At 33.1% G+C, this 17,304-nt stretch carries 17 protein-coding genes; 11 read left to right on the top strand and 6 right to left on the bottom strand.

What is annotated here, in order from left to right:
- Window positions 1–789 precede the first annotated feature (789 nt).
- The 9 genes from JI750_RS08060 to JI750_RS08020 all read left to right on the top strand — a co-directional run bounded on the left by JI750_RS08060 (window position 790) and on the right by JI750_RS08020 (window position 6,587).
- Window positions 790–1,347, top strand: coding sequence for a hypothetical protein (locus JI750_RS08060; protein ID WP_202000089.1), 558 nt, complete (start codon window positions 790–792; stop codon window positions 1,345–1,347).
- Window positions 1,348–1,382: 35 nt separating this feature from the next.
- Complete coding sequence (locus JI750_RS08055) at window positions 1,383–1,856, top strand: DinB family protein (protein ID WP_202000086.1); 474 nt, start codon at window positions 1,383–1,385, stop codon at window positions 1,854–1,856.
- Between the two features lie 60 nt (window positions 1,857–1,916).
- Complete coding sequence (locus tag JI750_RS08050) at window positions 1,917–2,282, top strand: hypothetical protein (protein WP_202000083.1); 366 nt, start codon at window positions 1,917–1,919, stop codon at window positions 2,280–2,282.
- Between the two features lie 245 nt (window positions 2,283–2,527).
- Window positions 2,528–3,715: a hypothetical protein gene (locus tag JI750_RS08045; RefSeq protein ID WP_202000079.1), complete on the top strand. Its 1,188-nt coding sequence runs from the start codon at window positions 2,528–2,530 to the stop codon at window positions 3,713–3,715.
- 154 nt (window positions 3,716–3,869) lie between these two features.
- On the top strand, window positions 3,870–4,196 hold the full coding sequence (locus tag JI750_RS08040; RefSeq protein ID WP_202000077.1) for an ArsR/SmtB family transcription factor: 327 nt from the start codon (window positions 3,870–3,872) through the stop codon (window positions 4,194–4,196).
- Window positions 4,186–4,683, top strand: coding sequence for an SRPBCC family protein (locus JI750_RS08035; protein ID WP_202000074.1), 498 nt, complete (start codon window positions 4,186–4,188; stop codon window positions 4,681–4,683). Before JI750_RS08040 ends, JI750_RS08035 begins: the two co-directional genes overlap by 11 nt.
- A 46-nt stretch (window positions 4,684–4,729) precedes the next feature.
- Window positions 4,730–5,230 (top strand): SRPBCC family protein, encoded by a 501-nt coding sequence (locus tag JI750_RS08030; RefSeq protein WP_202000071.1) that lies wholly within the window; start codon window positions 4,730–4,732, stop codon window positions 5,228–5,230.
- 107 nt (window positions 5,231–5,337) lie between these two features.
- Entirely contained in the window at window positions 5,338–5,724 is a 387-nt protein-coding gene (locus tag JI750_RS08025; protein ID WP_202000068.1) for a hypothetical protein, read from the top strand.
- Window positions 5,724–6,587: an alpha/beta hydrolase gene (locus tag JI750_RS08020; RefSeq protein WP_202000064.1), complete on the top strand. Its 864-nt coding sequence runs from the start codon at window positions 5,724–5,726 to the stop codon at window positions 6,585–6,587. The genes JI750_RS08025 and JI750_RS08020 overlap by 1 nt, the downstream gene beginning before the upstream one ends.
- Window positions 6,588–6,695: 108 nt before the next feature.
- Here the strand turns inward: JI750_RS08020 and JI750_RS08015 are convergent, their stop codons facing one another.
- Window positions 6,696–8,231, bottom strand: a complete 1,536-nt coding sequence (locus tag JI750_RS08015) for a YifB family Mg chelatase-like AAA ATPase (RefSeq protein WP_202000060.1) — start codon at window positions 8,229–8,231, stop codon at window positions 6,696–6,698.
- A 79-nt stretch (window positions 8,232–8,310) separates the two neighbouring features.
- Window positions 8,311–9,285: a Gfo/Idh/MocA family protein gene (locus tag JI750_RS08010; protein WP_202000057.1), complete on the bottom strand. Its 975-nt coding sequence runs from the start codon at window positions 9,283–9,285 to the stop codon at window positions 8,311–8,313.
- Between the two features lie 315 nt (window positions 9,286–9,600).
- Between JI750_RS08010 and JI750_RS08005 the strand changes: the two genes are divergently transcribed.
- Window positions 9,601–10,917, top strand: coding sequence for an ammonium transporter (locus JI750_RS08005; protein WP_202000054.1), 1,317 nt, complete (start codon window positions 9,601–9,603; stop codon window positions 10,915–10,917).
- 169 nt (window positions 10,918–11,086) lie between these two features.
- On the opposite strand, the gene JI750_RS08000 is transcribed toward JI750_RS08005, so the two are convergent.
- The 3 genes from JI750_RS08000 to JI750_RS07990 form a co-directional block, all read right to left on the bottom strand.
- Complete coding sequence (locus JI750_RS08000; protein WP_202000050.1) at window positions 11,087–13,168, bottom strand: protein-disulfide reductase DsbD family protein; 2,082 nt, start codon at window positions 13,166–13,168, stop codon at window positions 11,087–11,089.
- A complete protein-coding gene (tilS, locus tag JI750_RS07995; RefSeq protein ID WP_202000048.1) occupies window positions 13,168–14,478 on the bottom strand; it encodes a tRNA lysidine(34) synthetase TilS in 1,311 nt (436 codons plus the stop codon). The genes JI750_RS08000 and tilS overlap by 1 nt, the downstream gene beginning before the upstream one ends.
- A 212-nt stretch (window positions 14,479–14,690) precedes the next feature.
- The gene (locus JI750_RS07990) at window positions 14,691–15,977 is read right to left on the bottom strand and encodes an anthranilate synthase component I family protein (RefSeq protein ID WP_202000039.1); all 1,287 of its coding nucleotides are present in this window, start codon (window positions 15,975–15,977) and stop codon (window positions 14,691–14,693) included.
- Between the two features lie 298 nt (window positions 15,978–16,275).
- On the opposite strand from JI750_RS07990, the gene JI750_RS07985 reads away from it, so the two are divergent.
- Window positions 16,276–16,650 (top strand): DoxX family membrane protein, encoded by a 375-nt coding sequence (locus tag JI750_RS07985; protein WP_111377787.1) that lies wholly within the window; start codon window positions 16,276–16,278, stop codon window positions 16,648–16,650.
- Between the two features lie 61 nt (window positions 16,651–16,711).
- Here the strand turns inward: JI750_RS07985 and JI750_RS07980 are convergent, their stop codons facing one another.
- The gene (locus tag JI750_RS07980; protein WP_202000035.1) at window positions 16,712–17,254 is read right to left on the bottom strand and encodes a lipocalin family protein; all 543 of its coding nucleotides are present in this window, start codon (window positions 17,252–17,254) and stop codon (window positions 16,712–16,714) included.
- Window positions 17,255–17,304 lie beyond the last annotated feature (50 nt).

Here is a 17,304-nt window from a genome sequence, read left to right as displayed (position 1 = left end):
TTTTGAAATGGAACTTATTATTAAATATTATTTGTTCATTCCTAATTGCATTTTTAAGTGTCTTTTTAGCTATAAAAGCAGGAGAAATGCTTTTGTTTAGAACATTCACTGAAAATATCCAAACTGCCATTTTTGCCAATGCCATTTTTTCTATTATTTTCTGGGAAATTGTATATCAGGTGAAGATTAGGAAAAAATGAAAAATATAATATTTACTCATTTTTTAGTCTGTATTTTTTCATTTTGTATGATTAAAGTAACCAATTTGTTTCTAGTTATTCTTTTTTTTATAGCTACTATTTTAATCTATATTTATTCTGGCTTTATAACCACCATAAAAAAACATAAAAAACTAAAATATTGCATCCTTGGACTCCTTGGTTTATTTTTATTTATTATTTCTTGCATTATAAGTCCAAACCAATTACCCAACAAAAATATAGATTCAAGTTTTATTTGGGTTATTGTGCAGATATATTTATTTCCTCTTGAATGGCCACTCTTTACAATATTTACTAATTTTCTAAAATACCCTTCTTTTATAGAAAGAACTGGATTCTATTTAATCGAAATTATTATAATTGGAATATTACCACTCTTAGGAGCACTTTTAAGGGAAAAATTTCAACCTTCAAAAATTTGAGAGTTATTTCAAAAACAAATAACTCATTCATTTTCAATACTTAAATTGAAAAACAAGTTTAAAAAACTCTTTAAATACAATAGAAAACCTAATATTTTCGTACGTAATTTTTTATATTAGCATTTTAAAATTTATCTAAGCCTAATATGAAAATTAGAACTCTACTCCTTTTATCTGTACTTACCATTTCTTGTAAAAAAGAAACAAAAACAGAAGTCGAAACTGCTCAAATCACCGCAAAAGATTCTCTCAAAGCCGTTAAAAAAGAAGAGCCAAAAACAGAAAAAGCAGATACAATTGTGCTTTCGACAAAACATAAAACCAATAAAATATTATGTGATCTTGACGGAGATAGTCTAGACGAAACTGTAGAAATCTTTAGAAGTACAAACAACCAAAAAAGCGGTTTTAAAATCACTTACGGAAACGGAAAAAAAACTGATTATTTAGGCTTTGGAAATGATATTTTAGGACAAGGTTTTGATGAAATTGATTGGGCAGGAATATTTGAAAAAGCGCCCAAAAATGAGGTTTATTTTGAAAATGTAAATGAAGACGGAGAAATCATTGGTGAAGAACAAGTTGCAGAACAAGACAAAATAAAACTGCCTAACGTCGGAATCTTTATTCATGCCGATGAAAGCTGTGGAGGTGGTGTTATCTATCTGAAAAATGGAAAATACGAATGGATTCAGCAGGAATAAATTAATCGTAATTTAACTTCTAAACTATTTTGAATATGAAAAGTACAACAGAAATTGCCAATCGTTTTAGAGAAGTTATTTTAAACGGAACCTGGATTGCTAACACCAATTTTAAAGATCAGCTCGAAAATCTGGATTGGAAAATTGCTGTCAGTCCAATTCAGAATTTAAATACAATTGCAATTCTGGCTCAGCATATTCATTATTATATTAACGGAATCAATCAGGTTTTTAAAGGTGGAACTTTAGATATAAAAGACAAATTTAGTTTTGATTTTCCTCCGATTCATTCGCAAGAACAATGGGATAATTTTCTAACGAAATTTTGGCATGACGCCGAAGAATTTGCTTTGCTAGTAGAACAAATGTCTGATCAAAAACTCAATGAAGGTTTTGTAGATGCCAAATACGGAACTTACAAAAGAAACATCGAAGCCATGATTGAACATAGTTATTATCATTTGGGACAGATTGTTTTGATTAAAAAACAGCTAAACAACTCAATATGAAATTCTATTTCGATTCATTATAAATCATTAAATTAGAATTGAATTTTAAACATTTAAAAAATGAAAAAACTAATTTTAGCATTCGTCTTTTTAATCAGTTTATCTGCTTCTGCTCAAACTTCTAAAGAACTTATCGGAAAATGGCAACTAGTAAAGTGGACTAAAAACGGAAAAGAAAAAAGTATTGAAAAACGTTTTAAAACAGATCAGGTTTTTCAGGTTTTTAAAGAAAATGGTGATTTTGAAAGTGTTATTGGAGATGAATTACACAAAGCAAAATGGAAACTATCTAAAGATAATTCTCAATTGACCATTATTTCTGTTATTCTGCCAGTTGTGTTTACTATAAATTCTTTTGACAATCAAAAACGTGTTATAACAAATCCTGAGGTTGGTACTTTTGAATATAAAAAAGTGGCGGAATAAATTAGTTTTGTTTTTACATTTCCTCTGAAAAACAAAAGTTCTAAAATAGCCCCGATGGAAGCGGTATCTCCCGATTTAGAAAAACAAGGCTTTTTCAGCCGTAGTTTTTGTTAATCGGGAATTTAGCGTACAGCGGGAGTAAACGTACTTATGGAAACAGGTTTTTCTGCTCCTTAAATAAATTAGAAAAAGGCATAGTTGTTGAAAGTTAAATAAAATATATTTGCAACTTCAAAAAACACACTATGCAAAAAATTACTTTTCTATTTTCTATATTGTTTTTAGCCCTTTCTTCTTGTGGGGTAAAAACAACACAATCAATGCTTAGCGATGGAAATTACGATGGTGCAATTGATCGTGCTGTTGAAGCACTTCGCACCAAAAAAGATTCTAAAGGAAAACAAGATTATGTTTATCTGCTTGAAGAAGCTTTTGCAAAAGCCAAAGATCGCGATTTGCGCAATTTGGAAATGCTGAACAAAGAAAATAATCCAGCAAATGCAGAACGCATCTACAACACTTATGTACAGCTAAATAACCGTCAGGAAAAAATTAGACCAATTCTGCCTTTGCCTTTATTGAAGTTGGGACGAAATGCCAATTTCCCGTTTGATAATTATTCGAACGAAATTGTAAACAGCAAAAATGCGCTTTCGAAATATTTATATGAAAATGCTTCGGGACTTTTGAAATCAAATAATAAATTGGATTTCAGAAAAGCGTATGATGATTTTGCGTATTTGGAAAGCATTAATCCAAATTACAAAAACACAAAAAAACTAATGGACGACGCTCAGTTTAAAGGAACTGATTTTATAGATGTGTACGCGAAAAACGAAACCGAAATGGTGATTCCGAAAATGCTTCAGGAAGATTTATTGGATTTTAAAACCTACGGATTAAATGATAAATGGACGGTTTACCACAGTGCGAGACAAAAAAATGTGTCGTATGATTATAGCTTGATTTTGAGTTTTAGACAGATTGCGATTTCGCCAGAACAAATTAAAGAGAAAGAATTTGTAAAGGAAAGACAAGTTAAAGATGGCGTAAAAACGCTTTTGGACAGTCGCGGAAGACCCGTAAAAGACAGTTTAGGCAAAGAAATAAAAGTGGATAATTATAAAACACTTCGTGCAACGGTTTACGAATTCAGACAGTTTAAATCTTGTCTTGTAACAGCAAAAGTGGATTATGTTGATTTAAAAAGTAATCAGCTGGTGCAGACTTTCCCGATAAGCAGCGAATATGTTTTCGAGAATATTTATTCTACTTACAAAGGAAACAGAGGTGCTTGCGACGATAATTATCTTGGGTATTTTGATAAACGCGCTATTGCTTTTCCGAACAACGAACAGATGGTTTATGATACAGGTGAAGACCTGAAAGCCAAGCTAAAAGACATCATCGTAAAGAATAAATTTAGACGGTAATTATATAACACGATTATAGAGAAAAAGACGCATTTTTGATGCGTCTTTTTTTGTTTAAGTTCTTCTCATTTAAAAAAATCACATTTTTTAATTACGCAACCAAAAAGTTGCATATATTTGCAACTGATTAGTTGCGAATAAATATTCAAAAAAAATGAAAAGAGATATTTTTCAAGCGATTGCCGATCCGACGAGAAGAGCAATATTAGTTTTGATTTCTTCGAGTGCATTAACACCCAATGCAATTGCAGAGCAGTTTCAAACTACAAGACAAGCGGTTTCTAAGCACATTAAAATATTGAATGAATGTGATTTATTGGAAGAAAAGAAATTGGGCAGAGAAATTTATTATCAGCTCAAAATTGATAAAATGAAAGAAGTTGATCAATGGCTGGAGCAATTTAAAGCAATTTGGGAACAGCGTTTTAGTCAATTGGATCAAGTATTACTAAACTTAAAATCTAAAGAAAATGAAGACTGATTTATTAATGATTTTTTCTGTAGACAAGGAAAATAAAAGAGTGAATGTAAAACGCGAATTCAACGCCCCATTGTCAAATGTATGGTCTGCATGGACAGAACCAGAAATTCTGGATTTATGGTGGGCGCCAGCTCCGTTAAAATCTGAAACCAAAAGCATGGAGTTTAAAGAAGGCGGAAGAAGATTGTACGCAATGGTTGGTGCTGAAGGCGCACAAGGCTGGAGCACTTTTGATTATACTTCGATTTCTCCTAAAACAAATTTTAAGTATACGTCTACTTTTTGCGATGCTGAAGGCAATCCAAATTCTGCTTTTGGCAGTTCTTTCTGGGACGTTTCATTTACAGAACAGGGAGATTCTACTATTGTAGATATTGTTATTACACGAGACAGTTTTGAAGAACTGGAAAAAATAATCGAAATGGGATTCAAACAAGGTTTTACATCAGCGATGGAAGGTTTGGACAAAATCTTAGCAGAAAAGTAAAGCCATTTTAGCCGAATTATTATTAACGAATTAAAATCTAAAAAAAATGAAATCAAATCTTTTAATGAATTTTACAGTTGATAAAGAAAATAATACTGTCAATGTAAAACGCGAATTTAATGCTTCGCTGCCTCAAGTTTGGTCTGCCTGGACAGAACCTCAGATTCTGGATTTGTGGTGGGCTCCTGCTCCTTGGAAAGCTAAAACGAAAAGCATGGATTTTAAAGAAGGCGGACGAAGATTGTATGCAATGCTTGGACCAGAAGGCGAAGAACATTGGGCGATTGCAGATTTTACTTCAATTAGTCCGAAAACTAATTTTAAATATCTAGATGCTTTTAGCGACAGCGAAGGAAATCTAAACAAAGAATTTCCACGCTCTGACTGGAATGTGACTTTCTCTGAAAAAGACGGTTCTACTTTTGTTGATGTTATCATCAAACACGAAAAACTATCTGATTTGGAAATGATTATTCAAATGGGTTTCAAAGAAGGTTTCACTATTGCAATGGAAGGTTTAGATGCTATTTTTGCTGGAAAAAATTAAAAACTAAATAATTACATCATTTGTTAAATCCTGCATTTTTGCAGGATTTTTTTGTATTTTCGATTAGAAAATCATTTTTTAATTCCAAAAAACTTAAAACTAATCCAATGGCGAAACTCCTCACTTTCTTCTTGTTATTAATTTCAATCACCGTTTTTTCTCAAAATAGATATGAACTTTCAGACGAAGGAAAAGACAAACTATATCTATCAGACTCTATTGCAAATCTTGCCAAAACAGGAAAAATTACAGATCATCCAATAGTTGTTGTAGACGGGATTCCTCATCGTTATCAGGATTTAGAGAAAGAAAAACTTGTACTTTCTAAAATTGAAATCAAAAAAATTATTGCTCTTGAAAAACAAGCTGGAATCAGCCTCTATGGTAATTACGGCGAAGCAGGCGTTTTAATTGTCACTACAAATAGAAGCAGTTACTACAAGCCCGAACAAGAAGTAAAACAAGAATCTTTACCACAAAATTTCAAAAATTAATGACCAAATTTGTTGCCCTAGCTTTTTTATTTTTTTCTTCGAATTTTATATTCGCACAAAAAAATAAAACGAAAACCACTGAAACAGTAAAACCTTTTGTATTAGGCGTTATTGATGAAATTCAATCAAAAGAACTGAATGAAAAAAGAATTTTAAACATTTATCTCCCAGAAGGCTACAATCCAGCAGAAGACATAAAATATCCTGTTATTTATTTATTGGACGGTTCTGCTGATGAAGATTTTATTCATATCTCGGGATTAGTTCAGTTTAATAGTTTTGAATGGATTAATCAGGTTCCAAAATCAATTGTGGTGGGTATTGCAACTGTTGATAGAAAAAGAGATTTTACTTTTCCAACTTCTATCGAAAAAGACAAAACTCGTTTTCCAACAACAGGACATTCTGATCAGTTTATAGCTTTTATTGAAAAAGAATTACAGCCTTTTATTGAAAAGAAATACAAGACAAATGATTCTAAAACCATTATTGGCCAATCTCTTGGGGGTTTATTAGGAACTGAAATCTTACTTAAAAAGCCAACTCTTTTTAATAGATATATTATTGTAAGTCCTAGTTTATGGTGGAACAATGGTTCTTTGCTAAGTTTAGATTCTGAAATGCTGAAAGAAAATTTCAATCAGCAAACTGAAATTTATATTGCTGTTGGCAAAGAAGGACTAGCTCCAACAGCAATTCCACATGTTATGGAAGTTGATGCTAATTTACTTGCTGAAAAACTAAAAGAATCGAAAAGCAAAAGTGTAAAAACGCACTTCGATTATTTCCCAGAAGAAAACCACGGATCTATTCTGCATACAGCTGTTTCTAATTCTTTCAAATTCTTTTATCCGAAACAATAAAAGCCATTATTATTGTGAAATGTAAAATGTGAAATGTGAGATGCTAAAAGTAAAGCTTTATTATTTTACATCTTACATCTCACAATTAACAATTAACAATTAACAATTCTACCCAAGCCATCCTTCTCGATCCAAACTTCTATATTGAATAGCTTCTGCAATATGAGATGAAACAATATTTTCAGAATGATCTAAATCGGCTATAGTTCTGGAAACTTTCAAAATTCTATCATAAGCTCTGGCAGAAAGATTTAATCTTTCCATTGCGGTTTTGAGCAATTCTTTTGAAGGTTCGTCTAAAACGCAAAATTCTCGAATTAGTTTACTGCTCATTTGTGCATTGTAATGAACATTTTCAACGGCTTCAAATCTTTTGGTTTGAATTTCTCTTGCTGCTGTAACTCGTTTACGAATTTCGACACTGCTTTCCGCTTTTCGTTCGTCTGATAATTTCTCAAACGGAACGGGCGTAACTTCTATATGAATATCGATTCTGTCTAATAAAGGCCCCGAAATTTTACTCATATAACGCTGCATTTCGTGTGGCGAACTAGTATTTGGCATACTCGGATCATTAAAAAATCCGCTTGGACTTGGATTCATACTTGCCACAAGCATAAAAGAAGATGGATATGTAATAGTAAACTTGGCTCTTGAAATCGTTACTTCGCGATCTTCTAACGGCTGACGCATTACTTCTAAAACATCACGCTTGAATTCTGGCAACTCATCCAAAAATAAAACACCATTGTGCGCCATCGAGATTTCACCAGGTTGAGGATAGCTTCCTCCTCCGACCAAAGCGACATTAGAAATTGTATGATGCGGACTCCTAAAAGGCCTCTGATTCATCAATCCTACTTCTTTTAATTTTCCTGCAACGCTATGAATTTTGGTGGTTTCTAAAGCTTCACGCAAAGTCATGGGCGGTAAAATGCTCGGAACACGTTTGGCCAGCATCGTTTTTCCTGCTCCTGGCGGACCAATCAAAATAATATTATGTCCGCCCGCTGCTGCAATTTCCATACAGCGCTTAATGCTTTCTTGCCCGCGAACGTCTGAAAAATCATGTTCGGGAAAATCGAGGGTTTTGTAAAATTCTGCTCTTGTATCGATAACTGTGGGTTGAAGCGTTCCTTTGCCAGCGAAAAAATCAATAATTTCTTTTAAATTTTCAACTCCGTAAACATCTAAACCTGCTACAATAGCCGCTTCTTTCACATTTTGAATTGGGAGAAAAAATCCTTTATAACCTTCTTCTTTGGCTTTGATTGCAATTGGCAGTGCACCACGAATAGGCTGTAAACTTCCATCGAGAGAAAGTTCTCCCATAATAATATATCGTTCAATTTCTGGAGCTTTTATCTGATCTGAACCAACTAAAATTCCCATAGCCAATGTCAAATCGTATGAAGATCCTTCTTTTCGAAGATCGGCTGGCGCCATATTGATTGTAATTTTCTTTCCCGGAAGACTAAAACCATTATTCTTGAGTGCAGCGGCAATTCTATAACTGCTTTCTTTTATAGCATTATCCGGAAGCCCAACTAAATGATAACCAATTCCTTTGTCCATGTGAACCTCAACTGTAATCGTTGTGGCTTCAACTCCAAAAACCGCACTTCCGTAAACTTTTACTAACATAATTATCCTTTCATTAATAGTTTTTAAAACTAATGAAAAATAATTAATTGTAAATATTTTATTACAAAATAATTTAATCCTAAAAAGGCAATCTGATTTGAGTTTTAATCTCCTCGACTATTCTACTCAAATCCAAACAATTCTGATGCGACCAAAGTTTGCTTTCAATTTCATTATTGAAAATACAATTTTGGCATTCCATTATTTCATGAGAATACCCTTTTCCTAAAGTTGGCAAAGTAAAAGTGGCTTCTTTTTCTTCATTAATAAATAAAGAATAACCATCAGCAACATACCACGGAGCATTTAATTCTATTCGTCCTTTTGTTCCAGAAATAATAGCTTTCATATCAGATTCTGAAACTATAGAAGCGTGCAAAATAGATTGAGCTGTTTCGTATTGCAAAATCATCGATGTCTGCAAATCAATATCGTTTTTATGCTTGATTGCTTTTGCAGTAATCTCTTTTGGTTTTCCTAATATTATATAAGACAAGAATAAAGGATAAACTCCAATATCAAATAAAGCTCCTCCGCCCAATTCTTTATCAAAAAGTCTTTTGTTTTCTGTTTCACTTCCGTGAAAGGCAAAATCGGCTTTTATATAATTAACGTCTCCTATTATTCCATTGCCTATTTTCTGAAGAACATCTTGAACTGAAGGGATAAATCTTGTCCAAAAAGCTTCCATAAAGAATACATTATGTTTTTTAGACGCTTCTATCATTCTTTGCGCATCTTGATAAGACAAAGCCATCGGCTTTTCGCAAAGCACATGTTTACCTTTTTCTAAAGCTTTTATAGATAATTCGGCGTGCGAATTATGAGGAGTTGCAATGTAGACGATTTCGACTTCTGAATCTTCAAAAAGCAAATCATAAGAATTGTATATTCTTGAAGCATTAAATTTTCCTCCAAATTCCTCAGCTTTAGCTAAATCTCTTGAAACAACTGCTGTCAGCTCAGCGTTTTCAACCAATAATAAGTCTGACGCAAACTGACTTGCAATGTTTCCCAATCCTACTATTCCCCATTTAATTCTTCTATTTCCCATTCTTATATTATAATCATCAAAATTGTCAAAAAGATTAAAAAATATCCATCATGACATGCAACAGACGTTTTTTAAACAACAAATATCTATTATCCTACAAAAAATAGCAATCAATTACCCTAAAAATTATCAAAAATGATGGTAAGTAAAAAAAAAATGTTGCCAAATTGTAAATTTTAAGTTTGTTTTAAGAAATTCACGCAAAATGAAAGGGGTTAAATTTTAAATTTAACAAAAATTAAACACACAACCCTATTTTCTTAGGGGGTATTAAATCATTTTATACTTTTATAAAAAATTTAAAACTAAATAACTATGCGAAAAATTATTTTAAGTGTGATTCTTATCACGATTTTGGTCCTAACCTTTATTTCGAACTTTATCATTGCAGACAACCCAATTCCTGCTGAAGCTGTAAAGTTTGATACGGGAGATACTGCCTGGATGATTGTTGCAACTGCTTTTGTATTGCTAATGACACCTGGATTAGGATTTTTCTACGGAGGTATGGTAGGTAAGAAAAACGTAATTAGTACTATGCTTCAAAGTTTTATGGCAATGGTAATTGTTACTATTCTATGGACAGTTGTTGCTTTTGGATTGGCTTTTGGACCTACAATAGGAGGAATTATCGGAGATCCCTCTCAGAATTTGTTCTTTGCAGGAGTTGGAACCAATACAGCCTGGAGCCTTGCACCAACAATTCCATTTATATTATTCGCATTATTTCAGGCAAAATTCGCCATCATTACTCCTGCATTAATTACAGGTGCTTTTGCAGAACGTATTCGTTTCTGGGCTTATTTGTTGTTCATGGTTTTATTCATCATTTTAATATACGCTCCTCTTGCTCATATGACATGGCACCCTGATGGAGTTTTCTTCAAAATGGGAGTTCTGGACTTCGCCGGAGGAACAGTAGTGCATATGAGCGCTGGATGGGCTGCTTTGGCTGGAGCTATTTTCTTAGGAAAAAGAAAAGTTCAAAAAGTAAATCCTGCTAGAATCACTTATGTATTATTAGGAACAGGTTTACTTTGGTTCGGATGGTTTGGTTTCAACGCTGGATCTGCTTTAGGAGCAAACGGTCTTGCTGCTCAAGCTTTAGGAACAACTACTGTTGCTGCCGCTGCCGCTGCAATGGCTTGGGTTTTCCTTGACAAAATTTTAGGACACAAATTATCTGCTCTTGGAGCTTGTATCGGAGCTGTTGTAGGTCTTGTTGCTATTACACCTGCTGCTGGTTTCGTAAGTATCCCTCACGCAATCTTCATCGGTTTATTCTCTGCAATTGTAAGTAACATTGTAGTAAGCAAATTCCCTAAAGGAAAAATCGACGATGCTCTAGATGTATTTGCTTGTCACGGTGTTGGCGGTATGGTAGGTATGCTTTTAACTGGTGTTTTCGCTTCAAAAGCAATCAACCCTGCAGTTGGAGACAATCAAGGTTTAATCTTCGGAACTCCTACATTATTCATCAACCAATTAACTGCTTTGGTTATCGTTTCAATCTTTGCTTTTGTAGCTTCTTACGCTTTATTCTTCATCGTTAATAAAATTACTCCTCTAAGAGTTACTGAAGAAAAAGAAGAACTAGGATTAGACATCTCTCAACACGGAGAATTCTTATAAAATAAATTCCCTTTCTCACATTACTTGATAAATAAAAAAGCACTCTAAATTTGACTTAGAGTGCTTTTTGTTTGAATTAAATTCCCCTTTATTTTAGATTTTATATTGTAGACTTTAGAGTATGTCTTTCGTCTATTCTCTATTGTCTTTCTTCTTGCTTCTTTACAACTTATTTAAAATTAGCAATTCCTTCTTTCAACCATTCCAAATATTCATCAGCGCTTACGTAGCTTATTGTAGGTTTAGAAGTATTCATGTTTTTTCCTTCTAAATCTGTAATAACATATAAAGGCTGCGTATTCGTTTTGTATTTTGAGATCATAAAATCTGTCCACTTATCACCAACTGTGATGATTTTGTCTCCAGCTTCAGTTGTAAATTGTTCTTCTTTTGGCAATTCGCGTTTATCATCTACATAAAGAGAAATTAAAACTACATCATTTTTTAGAATTGGTAAAATCGTTGGTTCAGACCAAACGTTATTTTCCATTTTTCTACAGTTTACGCAAGCATAACCAGTAAAATCAAGCATAATTGGTTTATTGATTTCTTTTGCATACGCTAAACCATCTTCGTAATCATGGAAAACCATAATTCCATGCGGTCCTAATTCAGCACCTGCCGGAAGCCCTTTTATAGATTCTGTAGAAACTGCTCCGTTTCCTGAGCCTCCAACACCAAATGGACTTTCGCTATACTGCGGAGGTGGCGGAAATGCACTAATTAATTTTAAAGGAGCTCCCCAAAGTCCAGGAATTAAATACATTGCAAATACAAATGTCAGCAATCCTAAATACAATCTTCCAACAGAAATATGATTCGTCGGACTATCGTGAGGCAAGGTAATTTTTCCGAATAAATATAAAGTCAAAGCACCGAAAATGGCAATCCAAATTGCGATAAATACTTCTCTTTCTAAGAAATGTAATTGTAAAACCAAATCTGCGTTTGACAAGAATTTGAATGCCAATGCCAATTCTAAAAACCCTAAAACTACTTTTACAGTATTTAACCATCCTCCAGATTTTGGCAAAGAGTTTAACCATCCTGGGAACATTGCAAATAACATGAATGGAAGCGCTAATGCTAACGAGAATCCTAACATTCCAACAATTGGAGCAATTCCTCCATTTGAAGCAGCTTCAACCAATAAAGTTCCAACAATTGGCCCTGTACAAGAGAATGATACAATTGCCAAAGCCAAAGCCATAAATAATATTCCGATCAAACCTCCTTTATCAGCCTGTTGATCGGCTTTGTTTGCCCAAGAATTCGGAAGCATAATTTCGAAAGCTCCCAAAAACGAAGTAGCAAAAATGATTAGAATAACAAAGAAAATCAAGTTAAACCAAACATCTGTAGATAAAGCATTTAATGCATCTGCACCAAATATTTTAGTTACAATAAGACCTAAAATCACGTAAATTGCAATAATTGAAAATCCGTAAATAATGGCGTTTCTAATTCCTTTTGCACGACTTTTACTTTGTTTGGTAAAGAAACTCACCGTCATTGGAATCATTGGGAAAACGCAAGGCGTTAACAATGCTGCAAATCCTGATAAAAAAGCAATAAAAAAGATTGACCACAAACTTCTTGCAGGTGCCGGCGCAGGAATTTCTTCTTTAACCGTTTCTGCAGTTTTTTCAACTTTTGGCTGTACGGCTTCTTCTTTTTTAACCGTATCGACAGCTAGTCCAACTACTTTTGTCTCGTCCAATTTAGCCTCTGCAACAACTGGAACTTCATTCATTTTAAAAGTCGAAGGAACAGCTATTGAGAATTTCTTGCTCGAATTGATGCAAACTTCTTTACAAACCTGAAAATCAAAATCTACATCAACCGTTTTTAAATTTGGGTTAATGATTTTGATCTCTTGTTCGATATGTGCTTTTCCTTCAAAGAAAGTTTCATCTACGCCAAAAACATCGTTAAAAGCTGTTCTAGTCTTACCTTCTTTAGCTTTTCCAACTAATTCGTAGTTTCCTTTTTGGTTTTTAAAAGTTATTTCTAATGCCAATGGCCCGCCGTCTGGTGTAAACTGAGAATACATGTGCCAGTCTTTTTCGATTGTTCCATCAAAAATTAGAATAACCTTATCTCCCTTTTTCTCCATTTTAGAAGTCCATTTTACTGGTTCTAATATTTGAGCGTTACTTGCTAATGCAAAAAAGAAAAAGAGTAAAAAAGCGGTTATTTTATTCCAGATACTTTTCGAAGTTATCGACTGATGGGCTTGAGTAAAGTTCATTATTGTAATTCTATTTTAAGTATTTTATTTGTGGCTTTTTCTATTTTAAAACGTTCGTCTTGTCTTATTCCGACTACCCAGACTATTTGATCTTCTGAGCATAAAATCCATGTTTTCTCCTTTTCAATCAAGGATAGTTTTTCATCTTTAAAAAGCTTGCTTACTTTTTTCGATTTTCCATGCATTCCAAACGGCTGAAAAACATCTCCTTCTTTCCATTTACGCAAAATCAAAGGATAGCGGATTTTATCAGAATCGACAAATATAACTTTATTTGAACCGAATGTTGTGTGACCTACGTTACAAAGACTCATTTTTAAGGGAAAATTAACTTCTGTATCGTTTTCACTAATTTCATATTCGTCTTTTTCTGATGTTTCAGAAAACGGACTCAAAATGAGTGTTTCTCTATTTTTTAATAATCTAAATTCCTCTGAAAGAACTTGTTTACCAGATTGCCCTTCAACCAAATCATAAATATCATTCCATGCCGAAAAACCAAATTCTTTCAGCCATTGATACAAATATGATTTATAATTAGGAAGTTTTTTTAGCTGATTTAAATCAAAATGAATATCATCTCCTTCTTCTTTGGCTACCTGCTGATAGACAATAATCGATGCATCTTCAACCATTTCTTTTGACTCTTGAAGAAAGGACTGAGTTTTCTGAAAAGCATCCAAGAAATTCGGATTGATTTCTTTTAAAACTGGAACCAAATTATGGCGAATCTTATTTCTGAGATATTTCGTAGAAGCATTACTGCTATCTTCTCTCCATTCTATCTTATTTTCTTCTGCATATTTCAAGATTTCTTCTCTTGAAAAAGGTAGCAGCGGACGAATAATTTTATCGTTTTGCTCTGGAATCCCTGTCAAACCTTCTAAACCAGTTCCGCGAGTTAAGTTGATGATAAACGTTTCCAAATTATCATCAGCGTGATGAGCAGTCAGAATGTAATCGAAGTTTTCCTCTTCCAAAAGCTCATAAAACCAACTGTAACGCAATTCTCTCGCCGCAACTTGCGTCGATAGTTTATAATCTTTAGCGAAAGCTTCTGTATCAAAATGAGTGGTAAAAATTGGGATATTATTTTGATCGCAATAATCCTGTATAAATTCCTGGTCTCCAAAACTTTCTAGTCCACGAAGTTGAAAATTGCAATGTAGAACAGCAATTTCGTAAGGTAATTGATTCATTAAATGTAACAAAACCATACTGTCTAAACCTCCACTTACAGCCAAAAAAAGCTTTTTTTCGGCTAAAAACGAAAATCTGGATACGATATGATTTTGAAATTTTGAAAACATCTGATAAAAGTAAAAAATTAAATTCGATCTATTTTTAAACGAAATGTTAAGCGCTGTTTTTTTCTGCCACGAATTGCACGAATTTTTTCTTCAATTCGTAAAAAATAGCCACAGCTTAAAAGGATTAAATTGATTAAAAAATCTGTGCAAATCTTTTTAATCTGTGGAAAAAAAATAATTCGTGCAAATTCGCGCAATTCGTGGCAACTTTTTTATCGCAAAACTTCATGCATTGCTTTTGCCTTCAATAAACATTCTTCATATTCTCTTTCTGGAATTGAAAGCGATGTTATCGCGCTTCCAACCGAAAAAGAAACATATTTATTCTCTTGATTATATAAAATACTTCGGATTACGACGTTGAAATCAAAATCGCCTTCTGGAGTAAAATATCCAACTGCACCACTATATAAACCTCTTTTGGTTTCTTCTGTTTTTTCGACGATTTCCATTACCGAAATCTTTGGCGCACCTGTCATACTTCCCATCGGGAATGTTGTTTTCAAGACATCTACTGCTGAATATTTAGGATCTAATTTTGAAGTGATTGTAGAAATCATCTGATGGACTTGTAAAAACGAATAAATTCCACAAAGTTCTTCAACCTCAACTGAGCCTTTTTGTGCAGTATGCGACAAATCATTTCGAACCAAATCGGTTATCATGATGTTTTCAGCACGTTCTTTGGCATCAGAAGCTAAAATGTTTTTTGATTTTTCATCTTCTATCGGATCTACAAAACGTTTTGAAGTTCCTTTTATTGGTTGTGAAATAATCTTCTCTGCTTCTTTTTTCAAATATCGTTCTGGTGAAGCTGAAAGCAAGTAATTTTTGTAATTTTTAAAGAAAACAGAAAAAGGCGCTTGTGAAATTTCATTCAACTTCTGAAACTTTTCTAATGGGTTTATAACGGCATTTTCAGCATAAAACTCCATACAGAAATTAGCTTCGTACATATCTCCAATATGAATATGATGAAGCATTTTATTTACTTTTTCAACATACAATTCTTTCGAAATGCGTTGCTTTATGATTATCGTTTCTTGACTTTCGACTTTCGACTTTTGACTTTCGACTATGTCATTAAAATCTTCTTCAACCTCATCATCACACAGCATTAAGTACTGGATTTCAAGTTCATTTCCTTTTAGGATAAAAACTTTTTTAGGCTGAAAGAAAAACAAATCTGGAAAATTTAAACCATCAAAATTATTAGACTGAAGATTTTCAATATCGTTCTTCAAATCATAAGAAAGATATCCAAAAAGCCAGTCTTTTGTGTTTTGCTGGTATTGTTTTAAATCTTCAAAAGCATTGTAATAGTCTGTTTTTAAAGAGGTGAAAGCATCAACTGCCAACATACAGTCAAAACTTGAATACTGTTGCGGATAAGAATTACTGTCTAAAAAAACGACTTCGCGAAATTGTTGCGCCCAACTTAAAAGCTGTTCTTTAAACAGTTTCGGATTGGCAATATTTTTACGGATGGAAACTCTCAAAAAAGGTAATTTTAAAGGTCAAAATTACGACAAAATTATTTCATTAGAAGAAAACAAAAAAATAATCAATTTGATTTGAATTACATTACAAAACTGTTAAAAAGACATTCATTTTATAAGAAAAAATTCGTTATATTTGATATACAATTAGATTAATCCAAAAACAGTGTTAATTTGATTGTAGAATCCTTAAAAAAGAGCCTTAAAAAAATTAATTTATGATTCTCTTTTGAGCTTTTAGATTGCATTTCTTCCAATAACTTAATTAATTTTTTAACCTTAAAAAATCCTAAGTATTATGAAAATTGCCACAATTATTGTCCGCGTTTTAATTGGCCTTTTGCTGCTGTTCGCCTCTATCAGTTATTTTTTCCACCTAATGCCAGAACCTGAAACTACAGGGAATTTTAAAGCATTTAATGTAGGTTTAATGGCTTCGACGTATTTAATGCCAATGGCAAAATCTATCGAGTTATTGTGTGGTATTGCATTTGTATCTGGGCGTTATGTAACTTTAGCAAACATCTTGATCTTACCGATTACGGTAAATATTTTGTTTATCAATTATTTTCTTACTCCAGATGGTCTGCCAATTGCAGCTCTTCTTTTCCTAGGAAACCTTTTCTTGATTTACAGATACTGGGATAATTACAAAAGCGTTTTTACTGCTTAAGTAATTTTTCAAATCGAAATAAAAAAGTCCGTCAGCATTAATATCTGACGGACTTTATTTTTTAATTTGCCTTATCGTGTTTTACCCAAACCAAATCGGTTACATTATACCCAATTTCTTGAGCTTTGATAAGAAAATCTGCTTTTACACTTTCCGGAATTGTTTTTTCTCTAGAAAGTATCCACATATACTTTAAACTTTCTCCAGCCACAAGTGCGTATTTATAATCTTGATCGATTGCTACGACATTGTAACCAGAATAAAAAGGACCAAAAAATGAGACTTTCAGCATACCAATGTTGTCTTTTTTGACAAATCTAGCTTTCCCGACACTTTGTTCCCATTTGTCTTTTTTGACATTATAGCCCTTATTATCTACCTTTATTGTTTTATCTTCATTTAAAGAATACTCGGCAGTTACATTGTTCAAATCTCTTTCCCATTTGTAATCCAATCTGGCAATTTCATACCATTTTCCGAGATATTTTGCGCTGTCAAAGTTTGTTACAGCTTTTGCATTTTTTGGAATTCCGCCTCCGCAAGAATACAATGCGAGTCCAATCCCTGCTCCGATCAAAACCGGAACTACATATTTAGTTTTCATAATACTATCTTTTTAATTATCATAAAGATAGCACCTGAAATACACATCTA

Origin of the sequence: Flavobacterium tagetis (assembly GCF_016735615.1) — a bacterium.
Classification (GTDB): Bacteria; Bacteroidota; Bacteroidia; order Flavobacteriales; family Flavobacteriaceae; genus Flavobacterium; species Flavobacterium tagetis.
Note: the sequence above shows the minus strand (reverse complement) of the source record. Positions and strands in the feature narration are given on the sequence as shown.

Bases quoted from the DNA above. Each gene is read 5' to 3' on its own strand.
- JI750_RS07980 (WP_202000035.1), bottom strand. From the start codon at position 17,254: ATGAAAACTAAATATGTAGTTCCGGTTTTGATCGGAGCAGGGATTGGA.
- JI750_RS08035 (WP_202000074.1), top strand. From the start codon at position 4,186: ATGAAGACTGATTTATTAATGATTTTTTCTGTAGACAAGGAAAATAAA.
- JI750_RS08040 (WP_202000077.1), top strand. From the start codon at position 3,870: ATGAAAAGAGATATTTTTCAAGCGATTGCCGATCCGACGAGAAGAGCA.
- JI750_RS08045 (WP_202000079.1), top strand. From the start codon at position 2,528: ATGCAAAAAATTACTTTTCTATTTTCTATATTGTTTTTAGCCCTTTCT.
- JI750_RS08030 (WP_202000071.1), top strand. From the start codon at position 4,730: ATGAAATCAAATCTTTTAATGAATTTTACAGTTGATAAAGAAAATAAT.
- JI750_RS08000 (WP_202000050.1), bottom strand. From the start codon at position 13,168: ATGAACTTTACTCAAGCCCATCAGTCGATAACTTCGAAAAGTATCTGG.
- JI750_RS07985 (WP_111377787.1), top strand. From the start codon at position 16,276: ATGAAAATTGCCACAATTATTGTCCGCGTTTTAATTGGCCTTTTGCTG.
- JI750_RS08060 (WP_202000089.1), top strand. From the start codon at position 790: ATGAAAATTAGAACTCTACTCCTTTTATCTGTACTTACCATTTCTTGT.
- JI750_RS08010 (WP_202000057.1), bottom strand. From the start codon at position 9,285: ATGGGAAATAGAAGAATTAAATGGGGAATAGTAGGATTGGGAAACATT.
- JI750_RS08015 (WP_202000060.1), bottom strand. From the start codon at position 8,231: ATGTTAGTAAAAGTTTACGGAAGTGCGGTTTTTGGAGTTGAAGCCACA.
- JI750_RS08020 (WP_202000064.1), top strand. From the start codon at position 5,724: ATGACCAAATTTGTTGCCCTAGCTTTTTTATTTTTTTCTTCGAATTTT.
- JI750_RS08055 (WP_202000086.1), top strand. From the start codon at position 1,383: ATGAAAAGTACAACAGAAATTGCCAATCGTTTTAGAGAAGTTATTTTA.
- JI750_RS08025 (WP_202000068.1), top strand. From the start codon at position 5,338: ATGGCGAAACTCCTCACTTTCTTCTTGTTATTAATTTCAATCACCGTT.
- JI750_RS08005 (WP_202000054.1), top strand. From the start codon at position 9,601: ATGCGAAAAATTATTTTAAGTGTGATTCTTATCACGATTTTGGTCCTA.
- JI750_RS08050 (WP_202000083.1), top strand. From the start codon at position 1,917: ATGAAAAAACTAATTTTAGCATTCGTCTTTTTAATCAGTTTATCTGCT.
- tilS (WP_202000048.1), bottom strand. From the start codon at position 14,478: ATGTTTTCAAAATTTCAAAATCATATCGTATCCAGATTTTCGTTTTTA.